The organism is Alteromonas ulvae (genome assembly GCF_048987005.1).
Lineage (GTDB): Bacteria > Pseudomonadota > Gammaproteobacteria > Enterobacterales > Alteromonadaceae > Alteromonas.
Genome location: NZ_CP185261.1, coordinates 1,772,352 through 1,784,163 on the forward strand (window position 1 = coordinate 1,772,352; position 11,812 = coordinate 1,784,163).

The window sequence follows — 11,812 nt, forward strand, 5'->3', positions numbered from 1 at the left end:
CCTTTAATATAGCTGTCTTTTTAACATAAAAGTAGACCAAGTGGTCAATTTAAACTGATTAAAAAAAGCCAGATTAGGTATGTCGACCTAATATTTGGCTATTTTTATAGGTTTAAACGCAACTTTTAAGTGCCGTTTATGCTGCGTTACTAATTTTCGCTGTAAGCATCCAGCAAGATCCGTGCTAGGTGGGAAGTGAAATGACTAGAGCGTGTAATGGGTGAATGGTTGTTTGCCAATTGTGTATCAGGCACATGGGCTTATATTTAGTTAGGACTAGGGGTAATTCATGCTAACGTAGGTCTATCAAAATACAGTTGTTCACAGTAACATTTATGTCGTTGATAGCGTCTAGGGTAACGAAACAGTTTGATGACGTGAATTGGTCTTGCATACTGTTTTGCAGAGGGAATAAATAAAAATGATAAAGATAAGAGGCTCTGAAGCGGGAGTTGGTGCTGTAAATAGAAGAAAAATACTTCAGGCTGCGGAAAAATGTTTCGCTCAATTCGGATTCAAAGGTACAGCTGTTCAGAAAATAGCTGACGAAGTAGGCCTACCGAAGACTAATGTGCTTTACTATTTCAAAACAAAACAAGAATTGTACGTAGCGGTGTTAGAAGAAACGCTGTCGCTGTGGAACTCCCATTTCGACAAAGCGACTGTGGATGACGATCCGGCTGAAGTGTTGGCAGTCTACATCGCTGAAAAAATGGAAGTTTCACGTCTTCATCCTATGGCCTCTAAGATATTTGCAATGGAGATTATTAATGGCGCTCAAAATCTCAGCGGCTATTTTGATGAAGAGCATGCGCGATGGATGGATGGGCGAGTAGCGCTTATTCAAGGATGGATAAATGCTGGAAAACTGAGAAAGTTAAATCCCGAGTACTTGTTATATAGCATTTGGGCGAGTACGCAGCACTATGCTGACTTTTCAGCGCAGATTACCCGCTTGCGGGGTAAAAAAATGAATAAAGCCGATTTTGAACAAGCAACCAACGAGGTAGTTCATCTGGTGCTTGGCGGTTGCGGTTTAACAGTACCTGAAGGGTTTATACAATAGCACATGACTACATCTAATTATCCACGAGATCTCATCGGATACGGGCAGCACGTGCCTTACGCTAACTGGCCTGGTAACGCCAAAATTGCCCTTCAGTTTGTTATTAACTATGAAGAAGGCGGTGAAAACTGTGTGCTTCATGGAGACGAATCATCTGAAGTCTTTCTATCGGAAATAATTGGTGCCCAGGCGTACCAAGATCGTCATCTCAGTATGGAGTCACTCTACGAATATGGCAGTAGAGCTGGGTTCTGGCGGTTGCATCGATTGTTTACTCAGCAAAATATTCCGGTAACGGTGTTTGGCGTTACTATGGCAATGCAGCGCCACCCTGAGGCAGTTAAGGCAATGCTAGAGGCAGGGTGGGAAATAGCCAGTCACGGAATGCGCTGGATTCATTATCAGGATATGAGCGAAGAGCAAGAGCGCAAGGAAATTGACGACGCGATTGTTTTGCACGAGCAATTAACCGGCAAAAAGCCTGTTGGTTGGTATACCGGTCGCACCAGTCCTAATACGCTTAAGCTTATTGCCGAGAGAAATGATATTCTTTACTGCGCCGATTCTTACGCCGATGACCTCCCTTATTTCGACCATCACTACAGTAAACCCTTGCTGATGGTACCTTACACGCTAGACACCAACGACATGCGCTTCGCATCGCCGCAGGGATTTAATAGCGGCGAGCAGTTTTTTACTTATTTAAAAGATGCTTTCGATGTCTTGTGGGAAGAGGGCAATGATGCTCCAAAAATGCTTTCCATTGGTTTGCATAACCGAATTATCGGCCGTCCGGCCAGACTGGCAGCACTGAAGCGTTTTATTGAATACGTAAAGTCTCACGATAGAGTATGGATTGCCACCAGAGAAGATATTGCAAAGCACTGGCTCACTGAGCACCCAAATACCTCTAGATAAGCCAGTCTTTAGCATACGAAAAAACGTGATATTGCGTACAACAATAGGGTGTAAGTTGAGATAGCGTTAAGTAATATAATGTCAATGTGGTTGATAGACGTGTTGATAAAGCATTTACGCTATTTTTATTAAAAAAGGATGCCGTTATGAAACTTAAAACCAGTGCACTCATTATTGGTATGCTCGCGCTTTCAGCATGTTCTAAACTGTCGAAAGATAACTACGACAGGTTGGAAATGGGTATGACGCAAGAGGAAGTAGAGAGCATTATTGGCTCTGCCGATCATTGCGGCAAAACCATGGGGACCATGGCATGTACTTGGGGCAACGAGGATGCTAGTTATATCAAGATTATATTTATGGCAGATAAAGCAATTACATTTAATTACAGCGGCTTGAAATAACACATACGTCTCACCGCCGCTTTTTACGCTCAGGCTGGTCTTGTCACTACGGCTATTTTAAATCTAGCACGTATCTCAATACAAAAACCGCCGCCAGAAAGTAGGTAAGCCAGGTCACTTCTTTATACTTGCCGGTGCCTACTTTTATACCCACATAGGTGATAAATCCTAGCGCAATTCCCTCGCTGATACTAAAGGTGAGGGGCATTGCAATAAGTGCTACCGAAGCTGTCGCCACATCTCCAAGCTCGTCAAAATCGAGCTGTCGAATCGACTCCATCATAAGAATGCCCACCATAAGTAATGCAGGGGTAGTCGCCATGAGGGGAATCACTTTCATTAGCGGCGTGAGGAAGAGCGATAGCACAAAACACGCCGAGACGACTACTGCAGTCAGACCGGTACGCCCACCGGCAGAGACACCTGTAGCAGACTCTACATAGCTTGTGACCGGTGAGGTGCCTACCATAGCGCCAATCACACTGGCAGAAGCATCTGCCGTCATTGCTGGCCCTATTTTGGGCAGTTTTCCATCCTCGTTAAGTAGATTGGCCTTGCGCGACACACCGAGGAGCGTTCCGATGGTGTCAAACATATTCACAAACATAAGTGCAAAAATAAGATCCCATGTTTGCGCTAGGTGGTTGATGGGGTACCAAAAGTCCATGGCGAAAAAAGTGTTTGAGATTGACTCAGGCATCCCTACGATAGCGGAAGGTGTCTGAGTCAGCGTTCCAGATTCAGTGGGAATAAACGCACCAATAATGGTTAGCGCGATAATCGAAATAAGTATGCCGCCAGTCACTTTTTTAATCATCAGCACAATGGTGAAAATGATCCCCAATAACGCCAGCAATACAGCAGGGTTTGATAAATCGCCCAACTGCACAAAGGTGGCAGGGTTATCAACAATAAGCTCTGCATTTTTTAAACCGATAAAGGCAATGAATAGCCCTATGCCGCATTGAACGCCTATTTTTAGCGATGGTGGAATCGATTCGGCAATTTTTGTTCTTACCCCAGTTAGCGATAAGAGTAAAAACAAGACACCGTTCCAAAAGACAATACCGAGGGCAGCTTCCCAGGGAACCTCTCTACCTAAGCAAATAGTAAAAGCAAAAAAGGCGTTCAACCCCATCCCAGGTGCTAAGGCAATAGGGTAATTAGTCATTAGCGCCATGAGTAGCGTTCCTAAGCACGCTGCTATTGCCGTAACGGTAATGAGACCTTCTACTGGCATGCCGCTTAGGCCCAAAATACCCGGATTAACCACTAATATATAAGACATGGCGGCAAAGGTGGTGAGGCCAGCAATGACTTCTGTTTTAATCGTTGTGTGGTGCTGCTGAAGTTTGAAGAGCCGCTCTAGAACTTGATTGAACATCTACTAATCTCTGTGTGTTGAGTCTGTTATTATTTTGTGTTGTGTTATCACATGCGTAAGCAATTAACTGACCAACTAGTCAATGGATTGGTGCGTTTCGTGCTTGCTTTCATCTATATTGTTATGTTTCTTATCAAAAACGATGATAAGGAAATCTAATAAAACAAATGGTACACAATGTAGTGCCCGAACAAAGCTAAATTAATGGTTTAGCGCTATTAAAAACTTGAATGTGTTAATCAATTTCTACAAAGACACAAACATAAATAAACTATAATGCACCATTATTGTTAGTTTGCATTTATTTGGTGCGGTAAAGCGAGGTGCCATGTCGATAGTCGAGACCGTAAAAACAATTCCCAAGGCAGAATTACACCTTCATATAGAAGGAAGTTTAACGCCGGAACTTATGTGGGATCTTGCTGCTAAGCACAGAGTATCACTTCCCTACAACAGCGTGGAAGAAATAGCCGCAGCGTACAATTTTTCCGATTTACAGAGTTTTCTTGACCTCTATTATGCTGGCGCGGGGGTATTGATTGATGAAGATGATTTTTATCAGCTGATGTGGGCTTACTTATCTCGCTGCCATGAAGAAAATATCGTTCATACCGAAATTATGTTCGACCCTCAAACTCACACAGAGCGAGGCGTAGAGTTTGCCACTTTCATGGCGGGTTTTTTAAGGGCAATGAAAGATGCTGAACAACAGTTTGGTATCTCTAGTTACCTTATTATGTCTTTTTTACGCCATTTGCCAGAATCCTCAGCGTTTGCAACCTTAGAGCAGGCAAGGCCATATTATTCGGATATTCATGCAGTTGGACTCGATAGTTCTGAATTAGGTCATCCCCCATCAAAGTTTGAGCGCGTCTTTAAGCAGGCAAAGCAGCTTGGTTTTAAAGTAGTGGCCCACGCGGGTGAAGAGGGACCTGCGTCCTATATCTGGGAAGCCATTCATTTACTTGATGTGGATAGAATTGACCACGGGGTAAGATGCCAAGAAGATGAACAGCTAATGACTTACTTAAAAGAAAAGCAAATACCGCTTACTGTCTGTCCTTTGAGTAATCTTAAACTGTGCGTGATTGATGATATGAAGCAGCACAATATACTGACGCTGCTTAAAGAGGGGTTGCTTGTTACTGTTAACTCAGATGACCCCACCTATTTTGGCGGATTTTTAAACGATAACTTTATCGCACTTAGCAAGTCCCTTGATGTAAATGAAGAGCATATAAAAGTGCTGGCGAAAAATAGCTTTACCGCAAGCTTTTTACCCGAAGAAAAGAAGCGTCATTACATCAATGAGATTGATAACAACCGTTATTGAAGAACAAGCTGTGTGGTTACAGTCCTTTTTCCATTAGTGCGATGGTTGCTTTTATTGCTGCGTCAAGCTTATCAGCCTCGCTTGCCGCTTTGTCCATCGCATTGTCCTTAGCAAGCTGTTCTATGTTGGAGGCTATCTCTCGAACCGCATCAGCTCCCACATCACCGGAAAGACCTTTGAGGGAGTGGCTTTGTAGACGAGTTTCTTCGGTATTCATTGTATGGATAGCGGCTATGAGCTGCTGTTGTTTAAGCTGTACTTGTTCTAAATACATCCCAACGATACGCATTAGGAGTGTTTGATTACCTCCTAATCTGGCTAACGCCTCTTTAGCATTCCATATGTTGGCTTGGATATGTGTGTCTGCGTTCATTGCAAAGTCTTCCTTTTGTGTTTAATTAACGATAGCAAAAAAATAAGAAACTGCAGAGCCTCTTGATAGTACTTCTAAGGTTAAAAATTAAAATTGGAATATTGCTCATGGGGCAAAACTAGAGTAAGTGGTTATTACCTGCTGCTTGCGACGGTATTTGTGGTAAGAGGAATGGGTCGTTGCTGTCATTTATCTTCAATTGTTTTTTTATTATTTTCGATAAAAAGACGCCTCGTAAGGTGAATGTATGGTAAACGTAGGCGAGCGCTATTACGCTAGCTCAGCGAAAAGGTTAGACTAATGGCTAATAAAAAACTGAATGTCATGTAACTTATCAATTTCAAAAAAGGCCCTTTGTGTTTCATTGTTTTTTTGTATGTTTTCAACTCTCAGAAGTTTGTCATAAATAATGCTAGCAAAAATAAAGCCCTTCTCAGAGTGTAAAGTCTTAATCGTTGATGATGAGAGCGCTAGCCGCATATTGCTTGAGACTATTTTAGAAAGCTTTGTGGTGTGTCAGACTGCAAGTAGTGGGCGTGAGGCAATACAAAAATGTCGTCAAGACGTGCCCGATTTAGTGCTACTTGATATGAATATGCCAGATAAAAATGGTTTAGAAGTATGTCAAGCACTAAGAGTCTTTCCAGAAACGGCAACTATCCCCATCATTTTTGTTACTGCGACCATGGATGTGCAGGTTGAAAATGCATGTTGGGAAGTAGGCGCTTCCGATTTTGTGATGAAGCCTGTAAATGCATCAACATTGACTCACCGTATCAAAACCCACTTAGAAAACAAGACGCGTACTGAGTTTTTGGAAAGTATGATTTATCACGATCAGCTTACCGGGCTTTATAATCGTTCGTACTTGGCAAAAGAAGTTCCAAAAACAATTAAGCAAGTGGCAAGAGATAAAGATAGTGTTGGTGCGATCCTCATCGATATTGACCGCTTTAAACTGTTTAACGACAACTATGGTCATCTCTCAGGTGATACGTGTTTACAGCGGGTTTCTTCAATTATCGAAAGTACCGTAAAACGACCTAAAGACACGGTTATTCGTTTTGGTGGTGAAGAGTTCTTGGTCATATTGCCCTACGTGGATGAAAACGGTGCCCGTATTGTTGCAGAACAAATTGTCGTAGCCGTTAGCGACGCAAACATTACCCACAAATATGGTCTTGATGGCTTTGTTACTATCAGTGCTGGGTACGCGACAAAACCCGCCCGAGAGCTCATTGATAATAATCTCACTAGTCTCATAAAAGACGCAGATGTGGCGCTTTTCACCGCAAAAGATAGAGGTAAAAATCAAGCGAGGGGCTTTTTGTCAATGAAAAGCGAGTAGCCGCTACCGTGTCTATTCATTAGCTAACAATACGTGCCAGCTAACGGTATTACTTATCGAGAGAAGGCGGTGTCGTTTTCACGTCATTCCAGTGGGCAACAATGTAGTCGCTAAACTGGCTGCCAACTAGGTGGGCAGACTCAATAGCACTTCTCATCGCTGCATACCCATCACCTGAGCTTTCTTGCTTTAAATTTTCTGGGGCGGTAAGCCCCGGTGGCTGCATGGTAAAGTTACTGGCGGTTCGCAGTATCACTAACCGGTTTTTGTCTACCAGACCAGCATTGTGTAAATAGCTCATGCTCTGCAGTGTTGCCGAATCTTCCATACCTGACGTCATGAAGTTTCCCTTTGAACGAGTCCAGTAAGAAACCCTGTCATTAGCCCACGTGTTTAGCTTCTCGCCATGCCAAAATGTGGATGCTGATAGGTGAGAACCATAGGTAACAACAGGTTGTTGCAATGCAGCGGGGTACCCTTGATATTGTGAACGCAACGCGTCCATAGCAGGGGTATTGGGTAACGTGGTATCTTTAGTAAGAGAGTATGCCCACTTCGCTAGGCTTTCGTTTAAATGATAAACCTCTCCATTTGGACTGTCTTCAACATTGACGCTGTCGGCGTTAGCGTATGGTGAGTGGGTGAAAAGCGGAAAGTAACCTGTGTCCCAATTATCTGGAATTTCTCGGGCATCAATGTGATGGGCAAGATCGCCGTCTACCACATAGTCAGTCCACACGGCACTGCCAATGGTGCTATCCATTGGGTCGATGCCAGCAATACCCGCCACTATCCAATACGCTTGCGACAAGTCAAAGCGCTGGTCTAACCCTAACGCCATAATGGCAGCAGACGCTCTGGCAATACCCATTCCAGTTACAATACCAATGATGCCTTTTTGTTCATTGGCGAACACATCATGATGAGCATGAGGCATAGGGTAAACAGTGTCTAATGACTCCCGTTCACGCCAAAGCTGAAATTCTCCGGGCGCATCCCCCGAATCCTCACCAATTTCGAACATGCTCACAACGACCACTTTTACCTTCAACTTCGTTTTTTCATGAGCCGTTGCCGTTGCAGTGACCGGTGCTGGTAACGATATAGCATTAGCGGATGAGTTGCTGTGCTGGGCCAACGATACGCCGCTCACCACGCTCAGAATGCACATAGCACTCAACATTCTCAATGTACGTGAAATACGACATGACAAAAGGTGTCGCGATAAGGGTAAAACGCGTAAATACATAGGTGTCTCCAATAAAAAAGATAAATCCAGAAAGCTGGATTTATCTTTGTTTTTCGCCTAAATAATAGGATTAAAATTTATAAGCAAACGTAGCGTTCCAGTGACGTGGTAATTCTGGCAATACAATTTGACTACCAAACAAGTCTGGAAAGTTAGCACGGAAATATCGTTCATCGGTTAAATTCTTAACCGTCACATTCACTGTCCAATCTTCTGCTTCATAAGATAGACCCGCATTCACTAATGTGTAAGCAGGAAGGGTAACTGCGGCAGAAAAGCCCGAGGCAACTTCTTCTACATCAACAACACTCACATTGGCGGCATAGCCATTTTGGAAGTCGTATGTCGCTGTAAGGGTATAGATATTTTCAGGAATACCTGCCTTACGACCGTCTGTGTTGGCGAAGCCTTCTCCAATCAGGTTAAGTCCGATAACGTTTCCACCAAACACGAGGGACGGATCGGTAAGGTTGACCAAATCTTCAGCGCCCAAGAAACCAAACTGATTACCGTTTTCTAATGCAGTAAGGTTAATCACTTCAATATTGGTATAGCCTGCTGATACCACGAGGTTCTCGTTTACAACCCAACGAAGTTCAAACTCAATACCTTCGTTATTGGTGGTGTTGTTGGTGACCACATTCTGCGTATTAAAGTCGGTACGCTCTTGCTCAAATACCGATAAAGCAAAATAAAGTGTATCGTCTAGTAACGAGCCTTTAACGCCAAACTCAATGAGCTCTGAAGTATCAAAAGCGCCGCTAGAACCAGGTTGATTTAACTGGCCCACACCAATTTCAGCGCCTTGCCCAGCAACCAGTGTTGCTTGTTCAGCCGCGGTGAAATAAGGAATAAGGCCAAAATCAAACTCATAAGAGATACTGGCGTTCCAAGACCAACCGTCTACGGTTTCTTCTGCGTATACCGGCGTCTCATCACCCGTAGCAAAAAGTAACAAGTCGCTGCGAGAAGTACTTTCAATGTCGATGGTGTCGTAACGCAACCCTAATACAAGGTTTAATCCCCAATCCCACGTTAAATCGGTCATGGCAGCGACGCCCAAATCTAGGTAGTTACCTACATCGTAGTTGTCGTAATTTCTACCAGAGCGAGTAGACAGTAAACGGCGGTCTAATGCCGATGATGGCATAGTGAGATCGCGACGGTTAAAGTACTCAAAAGTAAAGTCATCACCGTGTTCAAAGTCGGTGTAGCGTATAGATGGCGAGAACTGGAACTGCGCGAGTAAACTGTCTTTTTCATATTCGGTAGCGAAAATGAGCTTATCTTCTACTACCCAGCTTTCGTGAAACTGAGAAAATCCATAGATATTTTCGTTGATATTATCGTAGTAGTCATAAAAAAGCTGGTTGCGAATTTCCCACTCATCAGCGTAAAAAATGGTATCAAAATAAAGGGTAATGGCTTCGTTTGCGAGTTGATCGTCAGGAGCAACAAGCACTTGGTTACCGCGTAATGTTGTTGTACCCACATTTTGAAGCTTCATCAAGTCGGTTGCTTCATCGTCGGTAAATGCTGCGCCCGGCACTCTAATAGTGTGAGCTTTGTCTGTGACTTGCACCAATAATAGCATCCTGACTATCGTGATTACCTGTGCATGTAGTTTTAACTTTATTCACCTCTGCGCTTGTAAACTGGGGTGTATCAGCCGTTGTTGGCAGGGTTAAATCTAGCGCTATGGCGGTTAAGCCCGCAGAGGTAACAGGAGAATACAGTACATTTTTAAGCCACACGGGCAATTGGGCAAGTGCCTCAGGCACCATCATCACGCCAGTAGCCATACCAAGAGAACAAGCCGTTACCAAACTGCTTCGTCGGTCTAACGCGTGACTGGCTAATAGCTTAAGCCCGCCAACGGCAACCATGGCAAACATAACCAGTGTTGCGCCTCCTAATACAGGCTTTGGAATGGCTTGAAGTATGCCGCCAATAACCGGAAAAAAACCTACAGCGACAAACAAGCCAGCAACATAAAACCCTACCTTTCTACTGGCGATCCCGGTGAGCTGAATAACCCCATTGTTTTGACCAAATGTAGTATTCGGGAATGTATTAAATGTACCTGCTAACAATGAATTGATGCCGTCACCGAGAATGCCTCCTTTAATTCGAGCAAGGTAAAGCGGCCCACTAGTCGGTTGCTTACAAAAAAGACTATTGGCAGTGAGATCGCCCGCGGTTTCGATAGCACTAAAGAGATAAATGAGTGCGATAGGCAAAAACAGTGAAATATCGAAGTCGATACCAAATGCGAAGGGTTGTGGAATGGCGATAACAGGCAAAACCGATAAATGTTGAAGGTTTATGCCGTCGGTGAACGCAATATAGAAAGTGCCCAAAAACATTCCGATAAAAATAGCTGACAATCTAAGCCAATGATTAGACGAGGCGTTCAAAAAGACAATAACAAGTAAAACGGCAACACCAATTCCCAAGTTTGATACATCAGCAAACCCTTCTGCATTGAAGCCACCTGCCAAGTCTGTCATACCCACGTTGATTAATGACAACCCAATTGCCGTTATGACAATACCCGTGGTGAGTGGCGTTATAATGCGCTTTAGCTGGGCAATGAATAGGCTAAATACAATTTCAACTACAGCACCGGCCATGGTAAGTCCGAACAAAAGGGCAAGAATATCTTCAGGCGAGCCACCATTAATTTTCACTTGGTTGCCAGCAAGTATTAGGGCGCTGATAAAAGCGAAACTGGTACCTTGAATAGCCACGAGGCCGCTACCAACAGGGCCAATACGCTTGGTTTGCAACGCAGTGCCAACGCCACTCACAAATAAAGCCATACTGATAAGGTATGGGGTGTGTCCTGCTAAATCTAACGTTGAAGCGATAATTAGCGTGGGGGTTATTACGCCAATAAAGCTGGCTAGCATGTGTTGAAACGCAGCAACAAGTGACGTTAGTGCACTAGGCTTGTCGTGAAGGTCAAAAAGTAGATCGCTATTGTGCATTATATTTCCAAACGGATCATGGCTCATTACGTGTTAGTAAGTAGCGAGAAAGACAACAAGATGAAGCATAAATAAAGCAATTAACTGACCAGCTGGTCATTGCGATTTGTTGTGTTTGTGTTTGGGTAACGTATTGAAAATAAATGGTAAAAGTTTTATTTTTGAAAAACGGAAAGCTCAGAGTTAGGCTTTTGCACTTTTACTGTGCAATGAGGTTGCTTACAGTGCAAAAAAAAATGACCCAGAGGTCATTTTTGCGGTGTTGTGTATAGGTTTCTGTCGAACATTTTAAAACGTAGTGTTATCGTCTAAGGTGACAAATATGGAATGTCTTACCTCATTAAATAACGCCTTTGAGCAATGTCCTTGGCCCTCAGTATCCTCAAGTAATAAGACATCACCTGCACCTAATACTTTACTCTCGCCATTAGAAACTGTGAATTCAGCGCGTCCTTTAATGATAAATAGTAGCTGGCGAGCTGGGGCAGGGTGCCATTTGAAATCATAGTCGGCAGGCGTTTCTCGAAATAGTAGTTTATCTACCCCAAACTTTTCTGAAAGTAGCCCAATGGGGCCGCCGTCTTTAAGGTCGATATGAGCCTCACCAAAATGGCTTTTACCCTGTTCGTCGTTATAAATCCTGCTTATTTTCATAAAGCCTTATCCTCTATGCTTTCAATTTTTATCAATACTTTTGAGGCTTGTAAGTGCAGCGTTGGTCGGCGCTTATGTGCCTACATAGCAACA

General features: G+C 43.5%; 10 protein-coding genes and 1 pseudogene. 5 read left to right on the forward strand and 6 right to left on the reverse strand.

Annotated features, from left to right (window positions below; genetic code table 11):
• The first annotated feature begins 421 nt into the window (after positions 1-421).
• The 3 genes from ACOJR9_RS07755 to ACOJR9_RS07765 all read left to right on the forward strand — a co-directional run bounded on the left by ACOJR9_RS07755 (position 422) and on the right by ACOJR9_RS07765 (position 2,388).
• Complete coding sequence (locus ACOJR9_RS07755; RefSeq protein ID WP_420935723.1) at positions 422-1,066, forward strand: TetR/AcrR family transcriptional regulator; 645 nt, start codon at positions 422-424, stop codon at positions 1,064-1,066.
• Positions 1,067-1,069: 3 nt separating this feature from the next.
• The gene (gene puuE, locus ACOJR9_RS07760) at positions 1,070-1,984 is read left to right on the forward strand and encodes an allantoinase PuuE (protein ID WP_420935724.1); all 915 of its coding nucleotides are present in this window, start codon (positions 1,070-1,072) and stop codon (positions 1,982-1,984) included.
• A 146-nt stretch (positions 1,985-2,130) separates the two neighbouring features.
• Entirely contained in the window at positions 2,131-2,388 is a 258-nt protein-coding gene (locus ACOJR9_RS07765; RefSeq protein ID WP_420935725.1) for a DUF3862 domain-containing protein, read from the forward strand.
• A gap of 52 nt (positions 2,389-2,440) precedes the next feature.
• On the opposite strand, the gene ACOJR9_RS07770 is transcribed toward ACOJR9_RS07765, so the two are convergent.
• The gene (locus ACOJR9_RS07770; protein WP_420935726.1) at positions 2,441-3,772 is read right to left on the reverse strand and encodes an NCS2 family permease; all 1,332 of its coding nucleotides are present in this window, start codon (positions 3,770-3,772) and stop codon (positions 2,441-2,443) included.
• Between the two features lie 328 nt (positions 3,773-4,100).
• Here ACOJR9_RS07770 and ACOJR9_RS07775 point away from each other — a divergent pair, with 328 nt between their 5' ends.
• A complete protein-coding gene (locus ACOJR9_RS07775; RefSeq protein WP_420935727.1) occupies positions 4,101-5,105 on the forward strand; it encodes an adenosine deaminase in 1,005 nt (334 codons plus the stop codon).
• 16 nt (positions 5,106-5,121) lie between these two features.
• Here the strand turns inward: ACOJR9_RS07775 and ACOJR9_RS07780 are convergent, their stop codons facing one another.
• The gene (locus ACOJR9_RS07780; protein ID WP_420935728.1) at positions 5,122-5,478 is read right to left on the reverse strand and encodes an Hpt domain-containing protein; all 357 of its coding nucleotides are present in this window, start codon (positions 5,476-5,478) and stop codon (positions 5,122-5,124) included.
• 409 nt (positions 5,479-5,887) lie between these two features.
• Between ACOJR9_RS07780 and ACOJR9_RS07785 the strand changes: the two genes are divergently transcribed.
• Positions 5,888-6,826 (forward strand): diguanylate cyclase, encoded by a 939-nt coding sequence (locus tag ACOJR9_RS07785; protein WP_420935729.1) that lies wholly within the window; start codon positions 5,888-5,890, stop codon positions 6,824-6,826.
• Positions 6,827-6,875: 49 nt separating this feature from the next.
• Here ACOJR9_RS07785 and ACOJR9_RS07790 read toward each other — a convergent pair whose 3' ends face one another.
• The 4 genes and pseudogenes from ACOJR9_RS07790 to ACOJR9_RS07805 all read right to left on the reverse strand — a co-directional run bounded on the left by ACOJR9_RS07790 (position 6,876) and on the right by ACOJR9_RS07805 (position 11,719).
• Entirely contained in the window at positions 6,876-8,075 is a 1,200-nt protein-coding gene (locus tag ACOJR9_RS07790) for a purine nucleoside permease (protein ID WP_420935730.1), read from the reverse strand.
• Between the two features lie 70 nt (positions 8,076-8,145).
• A pseudogene (locus ACOJR9_RS07795) lies at positions 8,146-9,609 on the reverse strand (TonB-dependent receptor); the annotation flags it as partial.
• Between the two features lie 16 nt (positions 9,610-9,625).
• Entirely contained in the window at positions 9,626-11,065 is a 1,440-nt protein-coding gene (locus tag ACOJR9_RS07800) for a uracil-xanthine permease family protein (RefSeq protein ID WP_420935731.1), read from the reverse strand.
• Between the two features lie 288 nt (positions 11,066-11,353).
• Positions 11,354-11,719, reverse strand: a complete 366-nt coding sequence (locus ACOJR9_RS07805; protein ID WP_420935732.1) for a hypothetical protein — start codon at positions 11,717-11,719, stop codon at positions 11,354-11,356.
• Positions 11,720-11,812: the final 93 nt, after the last annotated feature.